General features: G+C 64.0%; 17 protein-coding genes. 8 read left to right on the top strand and 9 right to left on the bottom strand.

The genetic code is table 11. From position 1 onward, the window contains the following. Position 1: 1 nt before the first annotated feature. Positions 2 to 904, bottom strand: coding sequence for a TIGR01777 family oxidoreductase (locus RI444_RS07995; RefSeq protein WP_207604853.1), 903 nt, complete (start codon positions 902 to 904; stop codon positions 2 to 4). A gap of 85 nt (positions 905 to 989) precedes the next feature. Between RI444_RS07995 and RI444_RS08000 the strand changes: the two genes are divergently transcribed. Then, positions 990 to 4538 (top strand): S41 family peptidase, encoded by a 3549-nt coding sequence (locus RI444_RS08000; RefSeq protein WP_207604852.1) that lies wholly within the window; start codon positions 990 to 992, stop codon positions 4536 to 4538. A 116-nt stretch (positions 4539 to 4654) separates the two neighbouring features. Here RI444_RS08000 and RI444_RS08005 read toward each other — a convergent pair whose 3' ends face one another. The 5 genes from RI444_RS08005 to RI444_RS08025 form a co-directional block, all read right to left on the bottom strand. Further along, entirely contained in the window at positions 4655 to 5083 is a 429-nt protein-coding gene (locus RI444_RS08005) for an OsmC family protein (protein WP_021473134.1), read from the bottom strand. Positions 5084 to 5329: 246 nt separating this feature from the next. Next, complete coding sequence (locus RI444_RS08010) at positions 5330 to 5683, bottom strand: hypothetical protein (protein WP_021473133.1); 354 nt, start codon at positions 5681 to 5683, stop codon at positions 5330 to 5332. Positions 5684 to 5834: 151 nt separating this feature from the next. Then, a complete protein-coding gene (sucB, locus tag RI444_RS08015) occupies positions 5835 to 7604 on the bottom strand; it encodes a 2-oxoglutarate dehydrogenase, E2 component, dihydrolipoamide succinyltransferase (RefSeq protein WP_207604851.1) in 1770 nt (589 codons plus the stop codon). Positions 7605 to 7717: 113 nt separating this feature from the next. After that, positions 7718 to 9100, bottom strand: a complete 1383-nt coding sequence (gene lpdA / locus RI444_RS08020) for a dihydrolipoyl dehydrogenase (RefSeq protein WP_021473131.1) — start codon at positions 9098 to 9100, stop codon at positions 7718 to 7720. Positions 9101 to 9394: 294 nt separating this feature from the next. Beyond that, a complete protein-coding gene (locus RI444_RS08025) occupies positions 9395 to 10918 on the bottom strand; it encodes a leucyl aminopeptidase (protein WP_062096164.1) in 1524 nt (507 codons plus the stop codon). 326 nt (positions 10919 to 11244) lie between these two features. On the opposite strand from RI444_RS08025, the gene RI444_RS08030 reads away from it, so the two are divergent. From RI444_RS08030 to RI444_RS08045, 4 genes are all read left to right on the top strand, one after another. Further along, positions 11245 to 12183 (top strand): proteasome assembly chaperone family protein, encoded by a 939-nt coding sequence (locus RI444_RS08030; protein WP_021473129.1) that lies wholly within the window; start codon positions 11245 to 11247, stop codon positions 12181 to 12183. Positions 12184 to 12219: 36 nt separating this feature from the next. Further along, positions 12220 to 13566 carry an MFS transporter gene (locus RI444_RS08035; protein ID WP_069695722.1) on the top strand — a complete coding sequence of 449 codons (1347 nt, stop codon included), beginning with the start codon at positions 12220 to 12222 and terminating at the stop codon, positions 13564 to 13566. 84 nt (positions 13567 to 13650) lie between these two features. Continuing rightward, a complete protein-coding gene (locus tag RI444_RS08040; RefSeq protein WP_316963883.1) occupies positions 13651 to 14970 on the top strand; it encodes a DUF4192 domain-containing protein in 1320 nt (439 codons plus the stop codon). Positions 14971 to 15237: 267 nt separating this feature from the next. Next, entirely contained in the window at positions 15238 to 16548 is a 1311-nt protein-coding gene (locus tag RI444_RS08045; RefSeq protein ID WP_021473126.1) for an RNA polymerase sigma factor, read from the top strand. Positions 16549 to 16877: 329 nt separating this feature from the next. Here RI444_RS08045 and RI444_RS08050 read toward each other — a convergent pair whose 3' ends face one another. Then, the gene (locus RI444_RS08050) at positions 16878 to 17099 is read right to left on the bottom strand and encodes a hypothetical protein (protein ID WP_021473125.1); all 222 of its coding nucleotides are present in this window, start codon (positions 17097 to 17099) and stop codon (positions 16878 to 16880) included. A gap of 254 nt (positions 17100 to 17353) precedes the next feature. Here RI444_RS08050 and RI444_RS08055 point away from each other — a divergent pair, with 254 nt between their 5' ends. After that, positions 17354 to 19462 (top strand): type IIA DNA topoisomerase subunit B, encoded by a 2109-nt coding sequence (locus RI444_RS08055; RefSeq protein WP_021473124.1) that lies wholly within the window; start codon positions 17354 to 17356, stop codon positions 19460 to 19462. 18 nt (positions 19463 to 19480) lie between these two features. Here the strand turns inward: RI444_RS08055 and RI444_RS08060 are convergent, their stop codons facing one another. Together RI444_RS08060 and RI444_RS08065 are read right to left on the bottom strand one after the other, a co-directional pair. Further along, a complete protein-coding gene (locus tag RI444_RS08060; protein ID WP_021473123.1) occupies positions 19481 to 20479 on the bottom strand; it encodes a M56 family metallopeptidase in 999 nt (332 codons plus the stop codon). Between the two features lie 11 nt (positions 20480 to 20490). Beyond that, positions 20491 to 20871 carry a BlaI/MecI/CopY family transcriptional regulator gene (locus RI444_RS08065; protein ID WP_069695720.1) on the bottom strand — a complete coding sequence of 127 codons (381 nt, stop codon included), beginning with the start codon at positions 20869 to 20871 and terminating at the stop codon, positions 20491 to 20493. Between the two features lie 274 nt (positions 20872 to 21145). Between RI444_RS08065 and RI444_RS08070 the strand changes: the two genes are divergently transcribed. Together RI444_RS08070 and cydB are read left to right on the top strand one after the other, a co-directional pair. Next, a complete protein-coding gene (locus tag RI444_RS08070) occupies positions 21146 to 22750 on the top strand; it encodes a cytochrome ubiquinol oxidase subunit I (RefSeq protein WP_207604850.1) in 1605 nt (534 codons plus the stop codon). A 15-nt stretch (positions 22751 to 22765) separates the two neighbouring features. Then, positions 22766 to 23842 carry a cytochrome d ubiquinol oxidase subunit II gene (gene cydB / locus RI444_RS08075; RefSeq protein ID WP_179014777.1) on the top strand — a complete coding sequence of 359 codons (1077 nt, stop codon included), beginning with the start codon at positions 22766 to 22768 and terminating at the stop codon, positions 23840 to 23842. Positions 23843 to 23849 lie beyond the last annotated feature (7 nt).

Consider the following 23849-nt stretch of genomic DNA (forward strand, 5'->3'; position numbering starts at 1 on the left):
CTTACCGGCCAGGCCGGCTCGTCAGCCAAGCCACTGCCTGACGCAGTTCGGGATGCTGCCACGTAAAGCCCGCCCCGGCCAGCTTGCCTGGATACATCGCTTGGTCTGCCATAACCAGCTCATCGGCAAGTCCGCCCAGGACAAGCCTGAGGGCCGGCCGGGGTACCCGCAGGAATGCCGGCCGGTGGAAGCCCTCGGCCAGCCGGGCAACGATTGTGTTGACGTCCGCGAGGCCCGGAGCGCAGAGGTTCACGGCGCCCTCAAGCTGCGAATCCACAAGGAACGCCAGCGCCGAGGCCTCGTCGGCCAAGGTGATCCACGGCCAGTACTGCCGGCCGTTGCCAAAGGGGCCGCCCAAGCCAACTTTGAGGAGTGGAAGCAACGGACCCAGCGCCCCGCCTTGGGTGCTCAGCACGACGCCGGTACGGGGAGTCACCACCCTGACACCGTCGGGAGCCGTCCTGGCCGCTTCCTCCCACTGCACGCACAATGGCGCCAACACTCCGACTTCGCCGGGGGCTGAGTCCTCATGAAGGACTTCCCGGCGGGACGCTCCGTAATACCCCGACGCCGACTGGCTGACGAAGGTGCGTGGCGGGGAACCGAGCCTGCCCATTGCCGCCGTCAGGGTCCGGGTAGGTTGGAGCCTGGAATCGTGCAGAACCCGGATCCTGTTCTTCGTCCAGGGACGGTCACCGATCCCCGCGCCGGAAAGGTTCACTACGGCGTCGGCACCGTCCAGGACCGCTTCGTCCAAAACACCTGCGGACGGATCCCAGGACCACTCCTTGTTGTTGGCCGCAGGCCTGCGCACCAACCGGATCACCTGATCCCCACGGGACTCCAGCAGCTTGGACAACGCGGTGCCAATCATTCCGGAAGCTCCGGACATCACGATTCTCATGACCCATCTCACCATGGGCCGGTGCATGCTGGAAACGCCGCTGAACAGCGGCGACGGTGTTTCACCTTCTGACTATGATCGAACAATGACCTCTTCCAGTTACCTCCGCTTTCCGCATGTGCACGGCGACCTTGTCACGTTCGTGGCCGAAGACGACATCTGGATTGCTCCCGTCACGGGCGGCCGCGCCTGGCGGGTCTCCTCCCAGCAGTTGCCGGCACGGAATCCCAGGTTCACTCCGGACGGCAAGCGACTCGTGTGGACAACGGTGGTGGGAACGGCGCCGGAAGTGGTGACTGCCGATATCAACGGTGCCGGTTACAAACAGTTGAGCTACTTCGGGCACAGCACTACCAAAGTCAAGGGGTTCAACCCATCGGGCCACATCGTGGTGACCAGCGCCTTCCAGAAGGCCGAAAGCCGGCACACCCACGCCTATAGCCTGCCGCTCGAAGGCGGCGCCGCCGTCGAACTTCCTTTCGGACCTGTGGAGGGTGTCGCATTCGGCCCGGAGGTTGGGGATGAGCGGCCGGTTGTCCTGGCGAGCGTCCTGTCCCGGGAACCTGCGTGGTGGAAGCGGTACCGGGGTGGTACGGCAGGGAAGTTGTGGATCGATGCTGACGGCAACGGTGAGTACGAGCGGTTGGTCCCGGAGCTCGACGGCAACCTTACCGACCCCCTGTGGATCAAGGACCGCATTGCCTTCCTCTCCGACCATGAGGGATACGGCAACCTGTATTCGGTCCGCCCGGACGGTTCCGATCTGCGCCGGCATACCGACCACGAGGACTTCTACGTCCGGCACGCAAGCACGGACGGTACAAGGGTGGTGTTTGAATCCGCGGGGGAGCTGTGGATCCTTCCGTCACTCGATTCCGAGGCTGTAGCCACCAAACTGGAGATCACGCTCGGGTCCGCTTCACCGGCTCGTCGCCCGGCCCCCTTGAAGGTGTCGGGCCACCTCGGTGACGTGGTTCCCAACATCAACGGAACCGCCAGCGCCGTTGAAACCCACGGCACGGTCCATTGGTTGCGCCATAAGGACGGCCCGTCGCGCGTGGTTGAAGCGACGCCCGGCGTGCGTGCGCGCCTCCCGCGTCCCCTGACGGACGGCAGGATTGCCTACGTAGCCGATCACGACGGCGTCGAAGCCCTCTACATCAAACGTATTGCCGCGCGCTTGGCCCCTCCCGCAAAGCCTGCGACGGCACAGGCCGTGACGGGCCAGTCCGCCGCGGAGCCGTCGCCGGAAGAAGCCAGCGAAGCGCCGGACGGAGTCCTCCCGAAGCCGGTGGCCGTATCCCGCGTTGTGGGTCGACCCGAATCAGCGGCGGGAGCCCCGCAGGAACCCAAGGCCGGAGACCCCGCGTCGGCAAGCGCGGGAACAGCGCAAGCGGACACCGGAGCTCCGTCACCGGACACGGCGGCTGCGGCGGCGGAGCCCACTGCTGCCCCCGGAGCGAAGCACCACGGCGAAGTCAGGGTGGAACTTCCGGCGCCTGCCAGGGTCAGCGCGCTGGAAGCAAGCCCCGATGGTCGCTGGTTGGCGATCGGAACTGCGTTCGGTGACGTGTTTGTGGCGGACGCGGCGTCCGGAGCCTTGTCCCGGCTGGTCAGCATCGGTGAAGGCAGCGTCGAACAGTTGGCCTGGTCGGCGGATTCGCAGTGGCTCGCCTGGTCCGAGCCGGTGACGTCGTTCGGGACCCGCAGCAAGCTGAGGATCGCCAAGCCCAGCGGGGATGCAACCGACATCATCGACGTCACTGACGGACGGTTCTGCGACGAATCGCCGCACTTCACTCCGGACGGCAAATTCCTTGCGTTCCTTTCCAACCGGAGCTTCGACCCCGTTTATGACGGACACTCCTTTGACCTGTCCTTCCCAAGCCCCATCAAGCCGTACCTCGCAGCGCTGGCTGCGGATACGCCGTCGCCGTTCGGGCCCTCCATCGACACCCTTGAAGACGATCCCGCCGACGCCGGGAAGAACGACGACGGCGACGCTCCCGTCGTGCGGGTGGATGCGGAGGGACTCGCCCACCGCGTCATTGCCGTGCCTGTGCCGCAAGGGAATTACTCCGCGTTGACGGCGGGCGGGGGATCCCTCCTCTGGCTGGACACGGAGTTGTCCGGCGTCACGGGAGAGGGCAAAGGAACGCTGCAGGACAAGAAGCCCGCTCCGGCACTGATCCGCTACGACCTTGCAAAGCGCCAGGAGACCACCTTGGTCAAGGCCGCCGACCGTTACCGGCTCAGCGGCGACAGGCAACGGATCGTCTACGTGCTGGACCAGCAGATGACGTCAGTTCCGGCTGATAAGAAAGTCGACGAAGAGTCCGGCGACCTGGTGAAGGTTGAACTCAACAGGATCCGCGTCATCCTGGACCCCGTCGCGGCGTGGGGCCAGGCCTTCGACGAGGCCTGGCGCCTCCAGCGGGACTTCTTCTGGGCACCGGACATGGCAGGCCAGGATTGGGAGTCCGTGCATCGGCGCTATCGCCCGATCGTGGAGCGGCTCGGTTCGCATGATGACCTGGTGGATCTTCTCTGGGAGATCCACGGGGAGTTGGGGACCTCGCACGCTTACGTCAAGCCGGCTGCTGTCAGTGAGCCGGGCCGGAACGGCCAGGGCCGGCTGGGAGCCGAGTTCCAGCTGGGAGAACACGGTTGGGAGATCACCGCCATCCTGGCCGGCGAATCCTCCGATCCCCTCGCCACCTCACCCCTGACACGTCCGGGAGCGGACGCGAAGGTGGGCGACGTGCTTCTGGCGATTGACGGCGTCGGGCTTTCTGCCGCCGTGACCCCGGCGATGCAGTTGGTCGGTGCGGCAGGCCGCACGGTGGAGCTGACCCTGGTGAATGGCCCGGGCCATGGCATCGCAGCAGGGGTCCAGCGGCGGGTTGCCGTGGTGCCCGTACGGGACGAGGAACGGCTGCGGTACCAGGACTGGGTGCGCGGCAACCGCCGCACTGTCCGCGAGGCGTCCGGAGGTAAGTTCGGCTATCTGCACGTTCCGGACATGATGGCCAACGGATGGGCGCAGCTGCACCGTGACTTGGATACCGAAACCGCCCTGGACGGGTTGATTGTTGACGTTCGGCGGAACCGTGGCGGCCATACCTCGCAGTTGGTGGCCGAGCTGATCGGCCGGAAAGTCACAGGCTGGAGCATGCCCCGGGGCGAAAAACCGCGGACCTATCCGCATCATGCACCCCGGGGGCCGGTGGTCATCCTGGCCGATGAGTTTGCCGGTTCCGACGGCGACATCATCACCCAGGTTTCGAAGCTGCGTGGCATCGGTCCCGTGATCGGCACCAGGACCTGGGGAGGGGTGGTCGGCATTGACAACCGCTTTGCCTTGGCTGACGGGACGGGCGTTACGCAGCCCCGGTACGCCACATGGTTCGGCGGAGGCATCGGCTGGGACGTGGAAAACCGCGGCGTGGAACCGGACATCGAGGTACTGTTCCCTCCGCACGCGTACGCAGCGGGCATTGATCCGCAGCTGGAGTACGGCATCGGCGCGCTCAAGGAAATGATCCAGGAGTTGCCTACGGACCGGCCTCCGCTCCGGGAGGGCTACAGGAGCGTCCGGCCAGGCGCGTTGCCGGCCCGCCCCCAGGCCCGCTAGGAATACGGGAAAGGCCCTGCACTTCTTCAAGTGCAGGGCCTTTCCCGTATTACCGGATGGTTTGTTCCGGAAAGGATTGTCCTCAAGCGGACAGTCCGTGGGGGAAACTTGCCGGCTTAGGCGGTGAGGGTGGCATCCAGGGTGATGTCGATGCTCGAGAGCGCGCCGGACACGGGGCAGCCGGTCTTGGCTTCCTCCGAGATGCGGCGGAACTCTTCTTCGGAGATGCCGGGGATACGGGCGCTCATGGTCAGGTGGCTGCCCGTGATGCCGGTACCCGGAACGAAGGTCACGTCCGCTTTGGTCTGGACTTCTTCCGGAGTGTAACCGGCTCCGGCCAAGGCGTGGCTGAATGCCATGGAGAAGCACGCAGAGTGGGCCGCTGCAATAAGTTCTTCGGGGCTGGTCTTGCCGCCGGCCTGTTCGGTGCGGGCCTTCCAGGTGACGTCGAACGTGCCGAGTCCCGAGCTGTCCAGCGTGGTGTTGCCGGAGCCCTCCATCAGGTTGCCGTTCCAGACGGTGTGTGCGGTGCGTACTGCTGCCATATCCACTCCTTGGGTAGTTGTGAGCCGGCACCCGCCTTCGCGGGTTGCCACCGTGTCCAATCCTATGGATTCGGGGGAGGACGTGCACGGACATTCCGCTGTCAGTGGATTGTGACCCCCGGCCAGCAGGCCGCCGGACAATATACAGCCGCCCTGCCATGGGCAGGACGGCTGTTGACCGGTGTCGGTGCTTGGCGCGACTGGGACGTGCAGTAGATGGTTCCGCAGTAGGTGGTTCCGGAACCCTTAGTTCCAGAGGGTGGCTAGAGCGATGTTGACCAGCGCCAGCCCGCCGACTCCGTGAGCCAGGCCGGTGGAGACAGGCTCGCCCTTCTTGACCTTGCGGGAGCCGATGACTGCCAGGACTGCCACCACAATCGCTATGGCGAACTTGATACCGAGCTTGACGTAGTTCGGGTCCTTGTCATCCATGAAGGGAATAAGGCCCATCATGGCGATGCCGGTGAGGAGCTGAAGGAACGCACCGTCCCGCTGGCGGGGATGCACAGTGGGCGTCTTCATGGTGGCGATCCAGTAGCCCACGATCATGGCGGCGCCGACGATGTGCAGGAACACCAGAATGCTGTACAGGATACTCATGAGCCAAGCTTAGCCAGTTTCTTCTACATCACGTAGCAGAAACGTGCTTGTCCAGGGGGCGTGGCGACCGGAACACGGAAGAGGGGCAGGTTTTCCGGGCCTACCCGGAGAACCTGCCCCTCTTCTTATCTATGGTGTGCTGTGACCGGGCTTAGAGGCCCAGGTCCGCTTCGAACGCACCTTCCTCAAGGCGGGCCTTGAGGGTCTGGAGGAAGCGGCCGGCGTCGGCGCCGTCCACCAGGCGGTGATCGTAGGTCAGCGACAGGTACATCATGGAGCGGATGGCGATCGAATCGTCGCCGTTCTCGTCAGCTACCACTACAGCGCGCTTGACGATCGCACCCGTTCCCAGGATGCCGACCTGCGGCTGGTTGATGATCGGAGTGTCGAACAGCGCGCCGACGGAACCGATGTTGGTGATGCTGAACGTGCCGCCTGACAGTTCATCCGGACCGATCTTGCCATCACGGGTGCGGCCTGCGACGTCGGCGATCTTGCTGGCAAGACCGGCGAGGTTCAGGTTGCCCGCGTCTGCGATGACAGGAACAAGGAGGCCCTTGTCGGTGTCCACGGCAATCGCGAGGTGCTCGGCGTTGTGGTAGGTGATTTCCTGCTTGGACTCGTCGTAGGCAGCGTTGAGCTTGGGGTGCTGCTTCAGGGCTTCGGCAACAGCCTTGGCGATGAACGGCAGGAACGTGAGCTTGACGCCGTTCTGGGCCTGGAAGTTGTTCTTGGCCTTGAGGCGAAGCTTGGCGATCTTGGTCATGTCCACTTCGTGCACCTGCGTCAGCTGCGTGGAGACCTCAAGCGACTCGCGCATGCGGCGGGCGATGACCTGACGGATGCGGGGTGCCTTCTCGGTGGTACCGCGCAGGGACGAAGCAACAACCGGAGCAGCAGCCTTGGGGGCGGGAGCAGGAGCAGCGGCCGGTGCCGGTGCTGCAGCAGCCTGCTTTGCTTCGGCAGCTGCGAGCACATCCTGCTTGCGGATGCGGCCGCCGACGCCGGTGCCGGAGACGGAGGCGATGTCTACGCCGTGCTGGTTTGCGAGCTTGCGCACCAACGGGGTGACGTAGCCGGACTCGGAGGAGCTGCCGGACTCGGACTGGGCTGCTGCAGGGGCAGAAGCAGCGGGTGCAGCTTCCTGGGCCGGAGCAGCCGGGGCAGCCGGTGCCTCCGGGGCCGGGGACGCTGCGGGAGCCGGAGCTTCCTCGGCAGCAGGAGCGGCGGGAGCCTCGGTTGCGGCAGGAGTTTCCGCAGCGGGTGCCGGAGCCGCAGCAGGTGCGGCTGCGCCTGAACCGATGACGGCCAGGACCGATCCGACCTCAGCTGTTTCGTCCTCGCTGACGCGGATTTCCTGCAAAGTTCCAGCTACGGGGGAAGGAATCTCGGTATCGACCTTGTCGGTGGAGACCTCCAGCAGGGGCTCATCAACTTCAACGGTGTCGCCAATGGCCTTCAGCCAGCGGGTAACGGTGCCTTCAGTGACGCTCTCGCCGAGGGCCGGGAGGGTGACCTCGTGGCCTTCGCCGCCGGCAGCGGGAGCTTCCTGGGCCGGTGCTTCCTGGGCCGGCTGCTCAGCCGGTGCTTCAGCGGCGGGAGCTTCCTGGGCCGGCTGCTCAGCCGGTGCTTCAGCAGCGGGAGCTTCCTGGGCAGGTGCCTCCCCGGTCGAGCCCGAACCGGAGCCATCGCCGATGCGGACCAAGGGGGCGCCGACTTCCGCGGTCTCGTCTTCAGCGACGAGGATTTCTTCGATAACGCCAGCGACCGGAGAAGGGATTTCGGTGTCTACTTTGTCGGTGGAAACCTCGAGCAACGGCTCGTCGATCTCTACCCGGTCACCAACCTGCTTGAGCCAGCGGGTGACGGTTCCTTCGGTGACACTCTCACCGAGGGCGGGCAAGTTAACGGATTCAGACATGTCGTCCCCGTTCTCCTTATTGATCTTTTGTGCGGATGAGTTCTGCTGGTCCGGAACGGGCGTGAGCGGCCAATGATGCCGCAGACGCCCGTTCCGTTTGTCTTGGTGGGGACTTAGCCGTGGAGCGGCTTGCCCGCGAGGGCAAGGTGGGCTTCGCCCAGGGCTTCGTTCTGCGTGGGGTGGGCGTGGACCAGCTGGGCCACGTCTTCCGGGTAGGCTTCCCAGTTCACAATGAGCTGGGCCTCTCCGATTTGTTCACCCATACGGGAACCGATCATGTGGACGCCCACAACGGGGCCGTCCTTCTGGCGGACGAGCTTGACGATGCCGCCGGTGCCCAGGATGGAGCTCTTGCCGTTACCGGCAAGGTTGTATTCCTGGGTCTGGACCTGGTCTTCGCCGAACTTTTCCTTGGCTGCCTTCTCCGTGTAACCAACGGTGGCAATCTCGGGCTCGCAGTAGGTGACCTTGGGGATGTTGATGTCTTCGACGATTGCGGGGTTCAAACCGGCGATCTCTTCGGCGACGAAGATGCCCTGCTGGTAGCCGCGGTGGGCGAGCTGCACGCCCGGGACGATGTCACCGACGGCGTAGATGTTGCCCACGCCGGTGTGGAGGCGCTCGTTGGTGATGACGAACCCACGGTCGATGGTGAGGCCGGCTTCCTCGTAGCCGAGGTTTGCTGTGACAGGGCCACGGCCGACGGCTACCAGGAGGAGGTCGGCTTCGAAGGTCTTGCCGTCAACCAAGGTGACCTTGACGCCGTTTTCGTCCTGCTCGACGCCCTGGAAGAAGATGCCGGTGCTGAACTTGATGCCGCGCTTCTTGAAAGCGCGCTCGAGGTTCTTCACGATCGTGGCGTCCTCGTTCGGCACGAGGGAGGGGAGGCCTTCGACGATGGTGACGTCCACGCCGAACGACTTCCAGACGGATGCGAACTCGACACCGATAACGCCGCCGCCGAGCACGATGGCGCTCTTGGGGATGTAGTCCATGGTGAGGGCCTGGTCCGAGGTGATGACCTTGCCGCCGATTTCCAGGCCGGGCAGTGAACGCGAGTAGGAGCCGGTGGCCAGCACGATGTTCTTGCCCTTGTAGGCGGTACCGTTCACCACGACGGTGTCGGTGCCCTGGAGCTTGCCTTCGCCTTCGATGACCGTGATGCCCTTGGACTTGATGAGTCCCTGGAGGCCCTTGAACTTACCGGCGATGATGCCGTCCTTGTAGGCGTTGACGGCCGGCATGTCGATGCCGTCAAGCGTCACGTTCACGCCGTACTTGGCGGAATCACGTGCATGGTCTGCCAGTTCGGCAGAGTGCAGGAGGGCCTTGGTGGGGATACAACCGTTGTGCAGGCAGGTTCCGCCGAGCTTTGCCTTTTCCACAAGGCCAACGGTGAACCCAAGCTGTACGGCCCGCAGGGCCGTGGCGTAGCCGCCGCTGCCGCCACCGAGTACCAGGATGTCGAATTCTTGCGCAGTTGCCTGATCGGCCACTAAAACGCTCCCTCGCGTGAATGATGACACGGGTGTGCGTGCCATCTGGTCTTTGGAACTTGTACTGCCGCGATTATGCCAGCACGTAAGTTCTCTTGCATTTGTGACTATCGAGTTCACCTTAGCGAACCACCTACCCATGCTCCACCCTCCGCGGGCGAATGTGGAGCGCTTGTGTCGAGACTCACGTTCGCGTGTGACACAGCGCTATCAGCCGCATGATTCCGGGCTTCCGCGGGCCGCCGGAGTGTTCCCGGCCGGCCCACGGAAGCTTTGGTGGAGCGGGTAGCGGATCTAGGCGGAGGCGGTCAGCAGGTCTTCCGCGTACGCCACGAGGGTCCGGACGGTGCATCCGGTTCCCTGCTTGGGGGTGTATCCGTACGGGCTGCCGTTGTTGAACGACGGCCCGGCGATGTCCACGTGGGCCCACGGGATCTGTTCACCGTTGCCGTTCTTGCCAACGAATTCGCGCAGGAAGACGGCTGCAGTCATCATGCCGCCATTGCGCTCTCCAATGTTTGCCAGGTCTGCCACCTGCGAGTCCAGGCTCGGGCGCAGTTCCTCGGGCAGCGGCATCGGCCAGACCAATTCACCGGCCCGGTCGGCTGCGGACTTCAGTGCCGAGGTGACCGAATCGGTCCCCATGACGCCGGCTGTGCGCAGGCCAAGTGCGATCAATTGCGCACCGGTCAGGGTGGCGACGTCGATGATCGCGTCGGGCTTCTCTTCGCTGGCCGCCACGATGCCGTCGGCCATGACCAGCCGGCCCTCGGCGTCGGTGTTCAGGACCTCCACGGTCTTCCCGCCGTAGACGGTCAGGACGTCCGCGGGCCGCTGCGCCGCACCGGAGGGCATGTTCTCCGCTATGCAGAGCCACGCGGTTGCCTTGATGGGCAGTCCAAGGGATGCGATGGCCAGGACGGCATTAAGTACGACGGCGGCACCGGCCATGTCGCTCTTCATGTCGCCCATGCCGAGGGCCGGCTTGATGGAGATACCGCCGGTATCGAAAGTGATGCCCTTGCCCACGAGTGCGATTTTGCGGGCAGCTTTGGCCGGGGCGTATTCAACCTTGACGAGGCGCGGCTGTCTGGTGGATCCCTTGCCAACGCCGAGGATGCCGCCGAATCCTTCCTTTTCCAGGCGCTTCTCGTCCCAGACCGTGACCTTGACGGGGAGGCCCTTGGAAAGTTCCTTCGCGGCTTCGGCGAATGATTCGGGGAAGAGGTGGCTGGGCGGCTGGTTGACCAGCGTGCGCGTGGCGTTGACGGCCCGGGCGAGGACGATCGCCCGGTCAAGGGCCGGTTGCGCTTCCTTTGCATCCACGGCTGTGAAGATCGAAACCTTGGCTACCGGCGCCTTCAAGCCGTCCTTGCTGGAGCGGTGCTCGGTGTAGGAGTAGGCACCCAAGGCTGCGCCTTCGGCCACGGCAGCGACGTCGGCGAGGGCCGTCGTCGGGAACGCCAACGTCACCGACGCCAGGCCCGCAAGCTGGCGGACCGCGGAGCCGGCTGCACGACGCAGTGCTTCGCCGGTGAAGCTGCCGTCTGCCTGCGGCTTGCCGAGCCCGGCGAGCACGAGGAGTTCCGAGCCCGTCTCCGGCAGGCCCGGAAGGCGGTGAACCTGGTCCGCTGCTCCCGTAATGCCCAGGACCTTCAAGGAACCCGCGATGGACTCGGCAGCCTTCGCGCTCAAGGGATTGGAGAGCAGCACGGGACCGTCTGCACCTTGCGCTACGCCTACCACGAGGGCGTCGCTGGGGGACTTCTTGAGGTCCTTGGCAATCACGCCGAGGATGATGTCAGTAGTCTTGACCACGAGGATGTTTCCTCACTTCTCTCTGCATTGCATGGCGGGACCGCATGTTTGGCGCCCTGCCCCGGTACGCGCCCGACGTCCTCTTGCGACGGCGGCCTTGGTCTAGGGCCAGCTTAACGAAAAGGATGCCGGCCCGTTTCGATCGTAGTCTCTTGCGGGCTGCGGACGGCAATTAAATGAGAGCTGCGGCACACGGGCAGGCAGGAATGCCAGCCCGACGTGCGGCGTTGTATGAATACGGACCATGGGGAATGGTCTTCGGCCGCCTTGGGGTCTCCCCTCACGGCCGGCCCCGTGAAACTTTGCCACAGCGAAAGGAACATGCCGTGTTTGAACGGATATCCGGCTCCCTCCTGGACCCCGAGGCGCTCTATGCCAGCAACATCGAGATCTTCCACAGCCCCGAACTGCGGGGCTTGAACCTGGTGATGGGATTCACCGGTTTCGCCGACGCCGGACAAGTAGTGCGGCAGATCAACGCGGAGTTGCTGGACCAGCTCGACGCCGAGGTGGTGGCAATGTTCGACGCCGACCAGCTCATTGACTACCGTTCGCGCCGCCCGCACATCAGCTTCGTTGAGGACCACCTGCAGGACTACCAGCCCCCGCAGCTTGGGCTGTACAAGCTTAAGGACGGGCTGGGCCAGCCTTTCCTCCTGCTCGCCGGTTTTGAGCCGGACCTGCAGTGGGAACGTTTCTCGCGTGCCGTCGTCGGAATCGTCGAGAAACTGGACGTCAACCTGGTCACGTGGATCCATTCCATTCCCATGCCGGTACCGCATACGCGGCCGGTAGGAGTTACCGTCCACGGAAACAGGCCCGAACTCATCGACGGCATCTCGAGCTGGAAACCTACAGTGGAAGTGCCTGCCGCGATCGGGCACATCCTGGAGCTCCGGCTCATAGAGGCCGGACGCAATGTTGCCGGCTACGTCATTCACGTTCCGCATTACCTTTCCGAGGCCGAATATCCGCAGGCCGCGGTGGCAGGGCTCGAATACCTTGGGGCTGCTGCCTCGCTCATGCTCCCCACCGACCGGCTGCGCGAGTCCGGGCGGGAAGTGGTCCGTCAGATCGCCGAACAAATAGAAGCTTCCCAGGAAGTGCAGGCGGTAGTCTCCAACCTCGAAGCCCGCTACGACGAAAAGTCCGAAGGCATGGTCCGCCGCTCGTTGCTGGCCGACGAGAATGACGAGCTGCCTAATGCCGAGGACCTCGGAGCAGCCGTGGAGGCCTACCTCGCACGCAAGGATGCGCCTCAATAAATCTGCTTTGATGCCTGTGGCGGGCATACTTAAAGGGTGAACTCTCCACGCGCCTGGCTCATTTGGACGATCGGCGTTTTCGCCTACTTGGTGGCCGTGGCGCAGCGGACATCTTTCGGGGTCGCGGGCCTTGAGGCCACTGAGCGGTTCCACGCCAGTGCCGCAGCTGTTTCCTTCTTCACGGTCCTCCAGCTGCTGGTCTACGCAGGACTGCAGATACCCGTTGGTGTGCTGGTGGACCGTTTCGGCTCACGCGTCATGGTGGCAGGCGGGGCCGTGTTGATGGGGTTGGGCCAGTTACAGTTGGCTTTCGCGGACAGTGTCCCCGGGGGAGTGCTGGGCAGGGTGCTGGTTGGCGCCGGTGACGCCATGACCTTCATCTCCGTCATCCGGCTTGTACCGTTGTGGTTCGCTCCCGCCCGGGTGCCCCTGGTGACCCAACTGACGGGGATGTGCGGCCAGTTGGGCCAACTCTTCAGCGTCGTCCCGTTCGCGTTGATGCTGCAATCCGCGGGTTGGACCCCGGCGTTCCTGTCCCTGGCGGGCCTGTCCGTCCTCGCCGTCGTCCTGGTCCTTGCCCTCCTGCGTGATGTCCCGCCGGGACATTCCCCGCAGAACGCGGCGCAGGGGCTCAAAGCGACCGGCATCTCCCTGTCGCGTGCCTGGAAGCAGCCGGGGACGCGGCTGGGCCTCTGGAGCCACTTCACCGTCCAATTCAGCGGCAACCTCTTTGCCATGACGTGGGGTTATCCGTTCCTTCTGTCCGCCCAAGGCCTGGACGGGGCAACAGTGTCGGGGCTCATGGCGCTGTTTGTTGCCACGGCGATCGTGTCCGGTCCCGGCGTAGGACGCTTTGTCTCCAGGCACCCGATGCGGCGTTCGGCGATGGTGCTGCTGATCGTCCTTGCCACCGCAATCGTGTGGGCCGCCGTATTGTCGCTGCCGGACCGGGCGCCGCTGTGGTTGCTGGTGGTGCTCGTCGTGGTGCTGGCGGTCGGCGGTCCGGGTTCCATGATCGGTTTTGATTTCGCCCGGACGTTCAACCCTTCGCACCGGATCGGGACGGCAACCGGCATCGTCAACGTTGGTGGCTTCATCGCGGCACTCGTAGCCATCTATCTGATCGGCCTGGTGCTGGACCTCTTGAATGGCTCCGGATTCTCCGGAGGCAACCTGTATGGTTTGGCACCGTTCCGGATAGCCCTCAGTGTGCAGTTCGTGCTGCTCGGATTTGGCACGCTGATGATCCTCACCACGCGACGCAAGGTGCGGGCGCAGATGGCGGCCCAGGGAGTGCATGTGCCACCGCTGTTGGTCACCCTGGCCAAGCAACGCCGGGAACGCATGGAGCGCAGGCGCGCTGCACGCCAGGAGCGCACCTAGCCGCACGCACCTGGCAGTCCGGCGTTTTCCACATAGCCACAACAGCCACTGTCCGGCGTTTCAGGTCAACACCAAGCTTGAGTCATGACCATCAAGCAAACACTCAGCATTCATCAACCCGAAGACGTCCTGGGCTATATCCCGCACCTGCTGGGCTATTGGCCCCGGGAGAGCCTGGTGGCAATCACGATGCAGGGAAAGGCCCTGGGAGCAACGCTGCGGGTCGACTTGCCGCCGGCGGACAACCCCCACGCCCAGGCCGATTTTGCCGCGTACGTGCGGAACCAGCTGCTGGCGGACGAACGCGCCGACGGCGTCCTGCTGGCGCTGTACTCGGCAGCAGGTTGGGATGACGGTTCAGTCCTGGACTGGACCATGCCCTTGCTGGGGATCCTGCAAGAGGCCCTGGCCCCGGTGGACTTGACCGTCCGTGACGCCTGGCTGATCGGTGACGACTATTGGCGCAGTGCATTCTGCACCGATCTCTCTTGCTGCCCGGTTCCCGGTCTCCCTTTGGAGCGCATCCACAACAGCAGGATCAGCGCTGAGATGGTGTACCGGGGAAGCACAGTGGGCGCCGCCCCGGACAGCACCGTGGATCCGCCCAAACTAGCCCTCCCCGGCAGGCCCGCCGTTGATGTCCTTGAAGCTGAGCAACGATTCGAGGACCAGCTGTTGGAGTCAGGGCGCAGTGAGTGCTGTTTTGATGCCGTACTCGATGCTTGGGCCCAGGTCCTTGAAAGATGTCCCCGGGCTGATGGGCTGGGTCCATCGGACATTGCCGGGGCCGTTTTCGGGGGACCGGCCGGATCTGAACTGATGGGGTTCCTCCGGGCGACACTCGCCGTTCCTGCCTGGCGGGACGCCGTTATTGTCATGGCAGCCGCGGACGTGGCCTCCGCGAAGGCCGGTGGACGTGCCTTCGATCTCTTCTCCGGTGATAACTCCAGCTCGCTTCCTTTCGACCCCCTGGCCCTGGGGCTTGCCATGCCACCGGCGGCCGCTGCGGGCGCCGCTTCAAACGGCCGCAGTCCCGAGGAGACCGGAGATACCTTGTTGGACGGGATGCCCGGGGTGCCTTCTTACGGCGGAGTCCTGCTCGGCGAGGAACCTGAAATACCCGACTGGCGCCTGCTGGACTCCTTGGGAAGGATCCTGTCCGCCCTTTCTTACGACGATGAGGAGGGTGGCCTCGCCGCGGCGGCACTCACGCTCCAGGGATGGGTCGCGTGGGCCAAAGGAAACGGGTCGTTGGCCCATGCCAGCCTGCTCCGTGCCGCTGCGGCGCATCCGGGCTATCGATTGGCTGACTTGCTGGACGATGTATTGAGGCAAGGCACCATCTGCGGCTGGGCGCGGCGGCCTGAGTCGGCATGGGGCACCTACAAAGCCTCGCGCAACTAGTCGCTCCGTACGGTGGCTGACGCTTTCGCTCTCCACAAAGGCGTACGATTCGCAAATCCGTGAGACAATGGATGCCGAGACCCGGTTGGGTCCGCGTTTGAATGCCCGTATTGCCCCCTTAATCAGGGAACAATACGGCGGCGCCGGCAGTTGTACCTAGAGACTCTGCAGGCGGCGATTGCGTTTGAAATTAATCGCGGACTTGACAGGGTCATAGTGGTGTTGCCCACATGGTGATTCCACAGACCGCCGCTAGAAAGGTTTTCTGTGACCCCGTCTTCCGTCGAGAAGGAACCCGCCGCCCAGGCCGAACTGTCCGCTGAGGAAAAGAAGGCGGCACCGGCCAAGCGTGCGGCGACACGCGCTGCCAGCAAAGCTTCAGAGGGTGACTCCGGCAAGCCGGCCCCCAAGAAGCGCGGGCCCAAGCCCGGTGGCAAGGCCGCGGCCGAGGCTGCCGGCAAGTCCCCGGATACCGAAGAGGACGCCGAAGAGTCGGTTGAGGACGAGGAATTCGACCCCTCGGCTGCTGAAGAAGTGGAAGTCGGCGACGACGACGTGGAAGAGGTCGCCTCTTCCAAGGACAAGCCTGCGCCCTCAGGCTCCGGATTTGTCTACTCCGACGCCGATGATGACGACGCCCCCGTCCAGCAGGTCATGTCAGCCGGTGCCACTGCGGACCCCGTCAAGGACTACCTCAAGCAGATCGGCAAGGTAGCGCTCCTCAACGCCGAGCAGGAAGTCGATCTCGCCCTGCGGATCGAAGCCGGCTTGTTTGCCGAAGAAAAGATCGCTGCCGACGACGGTTCCATGGACCCCAAGCTCAAGCGCGAACTTGAGTTCATCATCCACGATGGCAAGAGGGCCAAGAACCACCTGCTGGAGGCAAACCTCCGCCTTGTGGTCTCCTTGGCCAAGCGCTACACGGGCCGTGGCATGCTGTTCCTGGACCTCATCCAGGAAGGCAACCTTGGCCTCATCCGTGCAGTCGAGAAGTTCGACTACACCAAGGGCTTCAAGTTCTCCACGTACGCCACGTGGTGGATCCGCCAGGCCATTACCCGTGCCATGGCCGACCAAGCCCGTACCATCCGTATTCCGGTGCACATGGTCGAAGTCATCAACAAGCTCGCACGTGTCCAGCGTCAGATGTTGCAGGACCTCGGCCGCGAACCCACGCCGGAAGAGCTCGCCCTCGAACTGGACATGACTCCCGAGAAGGTTGTGGAAGTCCAGAAGTACGGTCGCGAGCCAATCTCCCTCCACACCCCGTTGGGCGAGGATGGAGACTCCGAGTTCGGTGACCTCATTGAGGACTCCGAAGCCGTGGTACCCGCGGATGCCGTGAGCTTCACCCTCTTGCAGGAACAGCTCCACTCCGTCCTTGACACGCTCTCCGAGCGTGAAGCAGGCGTGGTCGCCATGCGATTCGGGCTCACTGATGGCCAGCCGAAGACTTTAGACGAAATCGGCAAGGTCTACGGAGTGACGCGCGAACGCATCCGCCAGATCGAATCCAAGACGATGTCCAAGCTGCGGCACCCCTCCCGCTCGCAGGTCCTCAGGGACTACCTGGACTAAGTCCGTATGCACGGTGATCAGCCCGGCAGGAATTTCCTGCCGGGCTGATGTCGTTCCAGGCACTGCCTCATCGCATCGCTACCCGCCCCAGGCGCCCCTGCTACGGGTGCGGTCGGCGCGTAGGGGTGCGGTGTCGACGTGGAGTGGGTGCGGTTGGCGGGTAGGGGTGCGGTGTCGACGTGGAGTGGGTGCGGTTGGCGGGTAGGGGTGCGGTGCCGGCCCCGAGCCCTAGAACCGGGGAGTGCTTAACGAAGCAAGGCCCCTCCCGCCGGGAGGGGCCTTGCTCTTTCATCTGCTCAACTCATCTGCGCAACCAAGGCGTGGTGCCCTCAGTCGACCGGAACAGGTGCCTTCTCGTTGAGGCGCTCGGTCTCGTCATGCCAGTCGGAGGTCAGGGGCCGGAGCGTGGCCTCGACTGCGCGGGCGTGGTGGCCGCAGAAAAGCAGCTCACCGCCGGAGGACTCGAGTACAACGCGGACATATGCTTGAGCCCCGCAACGATCGCATCGGTCAGCTGCGTTTAGCGTGCGGTCTGCAACTGCTGTTGTCATGTCGGCCTCCTTAGTAGTTCTGTACATCCATATAACCAGCATTCGAGGCAGAACCATGGCAAGGATGGGTCACTTTCGCTGTCCGCGTATCACATGTGCGTAACGTAACTTTGCCCTCGACGCCCGTTCGGGTGTGGCGGGCGGGTCCGGCAGCCGCGCGCGACTAACCTAGTATGGGCAGTGTTTGCCTTGACCACGTTGGCTTACGGCTGCTGGAAACACCCTGAGCTATACCCCGAAGGAGCACACCGCGAGTGGCACCGAGTTCTGAATACAACGCCCGGCATCTTTCCGTCCTGGAAGGGCTGGAAGCGGTCCGCAAGCGTCCGGGTATGTACATCGGTTCCACTGACTCCCGGGGACTCATGCACTGCCTCTGGGAAATCATCGACAACGCGGTGGATGAGGCACTGGCCGGGTTTGGCCACGACATCAAGGTGATCCTGCACGCGGACAACTCCGTGGAGATCCACGACGACGGCCGCGGCATTCCGGTGGACGTTGAACCGAAGACGGGCCTGACCGGCGTCGAGGTCGTGTTTACCAAACTGCACGCCGGCGGTAAGTTCGGCGGCGGTTCCTACACGGCCTCGGGCGGCCTCCATGGCGTAGGCGCTTCCGTTGTCAACGCACTCTCGAGCCGCCTCGACGTGCAAGTGGACCGCGGCAGCAAGACGTACCAGATGTCCTTCAGGCGCGGTGAGCCGGGACGCTTCCAGGACTCCGGCAGCAAGGCCGGTCCCGACTCGCCGTTCGAACCGTTTGTCGAAGGATCCGTCCTTGATGTCGTCGGCAAGGCCAAACGAGGGGTGACCGGAACCCGCGTGCGTTATTGGGCGGACCGCCAGATCTTCACTCCGGACGCGAAGTTCTCCTACGACGACCTCGTGGCGCGCGCGCGGCAGACCTCCTTCCTGGTGCCGGGCCTGCGGATTACCGTCCGGGATGAACGCAAGCTGGCAGGAACACCCGGTGAGAACGGCGTGCACGAGGAGGTCTTCCACCACGACGGCGGTATCTCCGAGTTCGTTGAATTCCTCGCCTCGGACTCCGGGGTAACGGACGTCTGGCGTTTGCACGGATCCGGCAAGTTCAAGGAAACCGTTCCGGTCCTGGACGAGAACGGCCACAGCAAGATCGCCGAAGTCGAGCGCGATTGCGAGGTGGACATCGCCCTGCGCTGGGGGATCGGCTACGAGACCACTGTCCGCAGCTTCGTCAACATCATCGCAACGCCCAAGGGCGGGACGCACCAGGCCGGATTCGAGGCTGCCCTGCTGAAAACCTTCCGCAAGACCGTGGAAGCGAACGCAAGGAAGCTCAAGGCAGGCAATGACAAGATCGAAAAGGACGATGTCCTTGCCGGACTGACTGCCGTGCTGACGGTGAGGTTGGCCGAGCCCCAATTCGAGGGCCAGACCAAGGAAATCCTGGGCACCTCGGCAGTCCGCGCGATCGTCGCCAAGGTGGTCGAGAAGGAAATCTCCGCGAAGCTCGGCTCGGCCAACCGCAATGACAAGGCGCAGTCTGCTTTGCTGCTGGAAAAGATCGTCAGCGAGATGAAGTCGCGCATTTCGGCCCGCGTCCACAAGGAGACGCAGCGGCGAAAGAATGCGCTGGAGACGTCGTCGATGCCCACCAAGCTCGCCGATTGCAGGACCGACGATGTTGCCCGTTCCGAACTCTTCATCGTGGAAGGCGACTCCGCGCTGGGCACCGCGAAGCTGGCACGCTCCTCCGATTTCCAGGCCCTGTTGCCGATCCGCGGAAAGATCCTGAACGTCCAGAAAGCCTCCGTGGGAGACATGCTGTCCAACGCCGAGTGTGCTGCCTTGATCCAGGTGGTGGGCGCGGGCTCGGGGCGCAGCTTCGACCTGGACGCTGCCCGCTACGGCAAGGTGATCCTCATGACCGACGCTGACGTCGACGGCGCCCACATCCGTACCCTGCTGCTGACGCTATTCTTCCGCTACATGAGGCCGATGGTTGAAGCCGGCAGGGTCTTCGCCGCGGTTCCGCCGCTTCACCGCGTGGAGGTCATCAACCCCGGCCAGAAGGCCAACGAGATGATCTATACCTACTCCGAGGCGGAGCTCCATGTGCTGTTGTCCAAGCTCGCCAAGGAAGGGAAACGCTACAAAGAGCCCATCCAGCGTTACAAGGGCCTCGGTGAGATGGATGCCCAGCAGTTGGCTGAGACCACCATGGATCCGAGGCACCGTACCCTCCGCAAAGTGGGCATCGAAAGCGCCCAGCGGGCCGAGGAAGTGTTCGACCTCCTGATGGGATCGGACGTGGCGCCGCGCAAGGAGTTCATCATCGCCGGTGCTGCCACGCTGGACCGCGAGCGGATCGACGCGTAGGGAGCCGGGTCGGCGGAGCTAGCCGAGTAGTCCGGGGACGATCAGCAGGGCTGTCGGGACGGCCAGGAGAAGCGCGGACGCCACCAGGACGAGGCTTCGCAGTGCTTTGCTGAGGGGAGGCTCCGGTGAGAGGAGGCGGCTGACGCGTGACGCCGTCGTGCGTGGCGAGTCCGCTCCACCGGTGGCACTGACCCGGCCGCCCTCGAGGATGGCACTTCCGGTGTGGAGTGCGGAGGCATTGAGGGCGGACCCTGGAGCCGGAGCGGTTGAGCCGCTGGAGACGATGGCGATGGCCTTGATGAGGGTGCTTTTGCTTTCGGTCCTCAGGGCGACGTCGTCGGCGAGCATCTCGATCAGGGAGTTCACTGCTGTTTGGGCGAGCTTGGTGGTGGGGAACCAAGGAAGCGCCTGGCGCCAGGCGGCGAACGCCCACAGCAACAGGTCATGGCGCTGGGAAAGATGGGCCTTCTCGTGAATGACCACGGCCCGGAGTTCGTCCGGTTCCAAGGCCGCCATCAGCCCGTCGGAAAGTACCGTGACCGAGCGGGCTCCGCCGGGAAGGCAGTACGCGACGGGGGAGTCGTGGTTGATGACCATGGTCGCTGACCCGTCGGACGACGGTGAGGCAAGGAGTGCCAGGAGTTCCCGGTGGCGCCGGCGCTGCCGTTCGATCTTGTAATAGGTCAGCAACAGGGTGAAGACCAAATGGGCAGTAAGCAGCGCAGCTGCGGACAAAGCGAACAGATGCCAAAATCCCAGCGCCGTGGTGGGCTCGTCGTTCAGGACCATCCCGGCGAGGCTTTTGAGCCCGGCGAGGAGGTTGTTGCCGATGGGTTCCAGGCCGTAGACCAGCATTGCGCCGATCATGGACAGGCCACCTGCCAGGGCGATGGCCTGCCACAGCACCATGGCCGTGAAAGGCGAGCGTGCCGGCCAGTGCGCCCGCGACAGCAGGACGGGCACAGGCCACGCCAGTATCAATGCCAGGACCGCCAGGAAGTATGAGGTCCAGAACATAGTGGCTAAGTTTAGCCGAGCATCTTGCGCAGGGCAGCAGCTTCGCTTTCCGAGACGGAACCGATGAAGCGGGCGAGGACGGCTTCGCGGTCCGGTGCCGAACCGAGAACCTCGTGCATCAGCTCCGCGGTGTGGTCGGCACGGCTGGACACGGCCTGGTAGCGGTGCGGGCGGGTGCCGCGTTCGCGCTCCACGAGGCCCTTCTTTTCCAGGCGGGAGAGAACGGTCAGCACGGTGGTGACCGCCAGGTCCTTGCCTTGGTGGCCTGCCGAACCGTCGCCGGCTTCGGAGTCCGTGGCAAGCAAATCACGCAGTGTGTTCGCGGTAGCCGCCTCTTGGCCCGCCCAGAGCAGGTCCATTACTGCCCGTTCCAGTTCCCCAAGACTCGCCATGTGTACGTCCCTACCTTCCGCGCCCCGCTCATCTTTCGACAGGGAGCGATGATCCAACATTCCACGATAAATTTACCGCTTTTCAGTCTTTCATTCTACGCGAAGTAGAACTATCGGCGTGCCACCGTGCCGACCCGGCCCCTTGCAGGTGTGTAACGCCACTTGAACAATTGGACTGAGGCGCCCCCAGTTGTTCTACACTTTGTAGAAGTTAGTTTTCTACGAGACGTAGAACTATGCAGGCCCCGGAAGGGCCGCCGTACGAAGGACAGCCATGGAAGCTTTGGAAATTGCACGCTGGCAATTCGGAATCACCACCGTCTATCACTTCATGATGGTGCCCCTCACCATCGGGCTCGGGCTGGTGGTGGCCATCATTCAGACACTCTGGTACCGCACGGGGAAGCCGGAGTACCTCCGGATGACCAAGTTCTGGGGCAAGCTGTTCCTGATCAACTTCATCATGGGCGTGGCCACAGGAATTGTTCAGGAATTCCAGTTCGGCATGGCGTGGAGCGAGTACAGCAGGTTCGTAGGAGACGTATTCGGCGCACCTTTGGCGCTTGAAGCCCTGCTTGCCTTCTTCGTCGAATCCACCTTCCTGGGCCTGTGGATCTTCGGATGGAAGCAGCTCAAGCGTGGCGTACACCTGGCCTGCTTGTGGATCGCGGTGATCGGTTCAGTGTTCTCGGCCTACTTCATCATCGTGGCCAACTCGTGGATGCAGCACCCGGTTGGCGTGGAAATGGTGGACGGGCGTCCCGTCATGACCGACGCGTGGGCCGTCTTCACCAACAACACCGCGCTGGTAGCGGTCCCGCACACGCTCTTTGGCGCACTAGGCGTAGCCGGCGCGTTCCTGCTGGGCATTGCCTGGTACCACCTCTGGCGCCGCCGCCATGACGGCATCGACGTCGTCCGCGCGGACGGCACCGTGGTTCCCGGAGAGGCCGCCATCGCCGGCCGCGACAAGACCGACTACACGGTATGGATGCGTTCGCTCCGCATCGGCGCCGTGGTGGCCATGGTGTCCTTCGCGGGTACCGCGATCACCGGTGACCTGCAGGGAAAACTGATGTTTGAGCAGCAGCCCATGAAGATGGCGGCCGCGGAGGCTGCCTGCCACGACGGAACCGGTTTTTCGGTGCTGAGCGTTGGCAACCTTGGTGCCAGCAACTGCGATGACATTGTTGCCGTCATTGAAGTTCCAGGCATCCTGTCCTTCCTGGCCAAGGGCGATTTCACCACCGAAGTCAAAGGCGTCAACAGCCTCCTTGGCGAGTACAAGGAGAAGTACGGAACGCACCTCCCGGACAACCCCCTTTACGGCGAGCGGGCCGGCCAGGAAATCCAGTACGTACCGGTCATGGAAGTGACCTACTGGGGCTTCCGCATGATGATCGGCTTTGGTGGTATTGCCGCACTGGCTGCCCTCCTTGCCCTGTGGGTGACCCGCAAGGGCGTGGTGCCCGAATCCAAGTGGCTCATGCGCCTGGCGGTCTTCGGGATCCTGGCACCCTTCGGGGCGAACGCCGCCGGATGGATCTTCACCGAGATGGGACGCCAACCCTTCGTCGTGGCGCCCAACCCGGACATGAACGGGATCGACCAAGTGTTCATGTTCACCGCAGCGGCCGTTTCGCCCGGTGTCACAGCCGGCGAACTGATGACGTCCCTGGTGGTCCTGACTGCCATCTACGCCGTCCTGCTGGTGGTCGAGGTCAAGCTGCTCGTGAAGTACGTCCGGGGCGGCGTCGCCTCCGCCATGCCGGAGCTCACGCACGCGGCAAAGACAAAGGACAACGATCCGGACTCCGGCAAGGGCGATGGCGGCTCCGGCCCGGACACGTCCGACGACGTCCTGGCATTCGCCTACTAGAACGGGAGACCTGACATGGAACTGTTGCCCACCATCTGGTTCGTGGCCATCGCGGTCCTGTGGACCGGATACCTCTTCCTCGAGGGATTCGACCTTGGCGTCGGCATGCTCATGAAGCTCTTCGCCCGCAACAACACCGATCGCCGCGTCCTGCTCAACACGATCGGGCCGGTCTGGGACGGGAACGAGGTCTGGCTGCTCACGGCGGCGGGCGCTACGTTCGCGGCTTTCCCCCTCTGGTACGCCTCTCTGTTCTCCACGCTCTATGTACCGCTCCTCCTAGTGCTGGTGGCGTTGATCTTCCGCGCCGTGGCCTTCGAATACCGTGGGAAGGTGGATACGGAGAAGTGGCGCAATAACTGGGACTGGGCAATAGCCATAGGATCCTTCGTTGCAGCCTTCGGCATCGGCGCCGCCCTGGCGTTGACCACCACCGGCCTGCCGATCGATGCCAACGGCGACAGGAGCGGCGGGCCGCTGTCCTGGTTCAGCTGGCACGCCCTGCTGGGCGGATTCGGGGTAGTCGCTTTTGCGCTCGTCCACGCCCTGGCGTTCCTGGCGTTGAAGACCGACGGCGATGTGCGGCACCGTGCCCGCAGCTGGTTTGTGCGGTTGCTTCCGTTAGCGGTCCTGCCCATGCTGGGCTGGATGGTGGCTGTGCAGTTCCTCAGCGGGAAGCCGTGGACGTGGGTCCTCGTCGCAGCGGCTGCGGTCGCCGTCGGAATCGCGTGGCGTGCGGCGAACGCCGGCTCGGAGGGCATGGCGTTCGGGGCAACAGGTGCGTTCGTTCTCTGCGCCACGGCGTCGATCTTCGGGGCAGCCTTCCCGGTGGTCATCCCGTCCACGATCGACCCCGCTTTCGATCTGACCATTTCCAACGCTTCGTCCTCGGACTACACCCTGGGGCTGATGAGCATCGTCGCGGCCTTCGGACTGCCGCTGGTGATCGCCTACCAGGCGTGGACCTATTGGGTCTTCCGCCGCAGGGTCAGTGCCGCCCACATCCCTGAAGCCCACGGTTTCCTTCCGGCCATCGCCTCAAAGGTGCTTGCCGGAGACAAGGGACCCGAGTCCCCGCGGAGCGGGGCGTAGGAAGCCA

It is taken from the genome of Paenarthrobacter sp. AT5, assembly GCF_032764245.1.
GTDB lineage: Bacteria > Actinomycetota > Actinomycetes > Actinomycetales > Micrococcaceae > Arthrobacter > Arthrobacter ureafaciens.

Coding starts and splice junctions, on each gene's coding strand:
- RI444_RS07995 (WP_207604853.1), bottom strand. CDS start 904: ATGAGAATCGTGATGTCCGGAGCTTCCGGAATGATTGGCACCGCGTTG.
- RI444_RS08000 (WP_207604852.1), top strand. CDS start 990: ATGACCTCTTCCAGTTACCTCCGCTTTCCGCATGTGCACGGCGACCTT.
- RI444_RS08005 (WP_021473134.1), bottom strand. CDS start 5,083: ATGGCAGCAGTACGCACCGCACACACCGTCTGGAACGGCAACCTGATG.
- RI444_RS08010 (WP_021473133.1), bottom strand. CDS start 5,683: ATGAGTATCCTGTACAGCATTCTGGTGTTCCTGCACATCGTCGGCGCC.
- sucB (WP_207604851.1), bottom strand. CDS start 7,604: ATGTCTGAATCCGTTAACTTGCCCGCCCTCGGTGAGAGTGTCACCGAA.
- RI444_RS08040 (WP_316963883.1), top strand. CDS start 13,651: ATGACCATCAAGCAAACACTCAGCATTCATCAACCCGAAGACGTCCTG.
- RI444_RS08050 (WP_021473125.1), bottom strand. CDS start 17,099: ATGACAACAGCAGTTGCAGACCGCACGCTAAACGCAGCTGACCGATGC.
- RI444_RS08060 (WP_021473123.1), bottom strand. CDS start 20,479: ATGTTCTGGACCTCATACTTCCTGGCGGTCCTGGCATTGATACTGGCG.
- RI444_RS08065 (WP_069695720.1), bottom strand. CDS start 20,871: ATGGCGAGTCTTGGGGAACTGGAACGGGCAGTAATGGACCTGCTCTGG.
- RI444_RS08070 (WP_207604850.1), top strand. CDS start 21,146: ATGGAAGCTTTGGAAATTGCACGCTGGCAATTCGGAATCACCACCGTC.
- cydB (WP_179014777.1), top strand. CDS start 22,766: ATGGAACTGTTGCCCACCATCTGGTTCGTGGCCATCGCGGTCCTGTGG.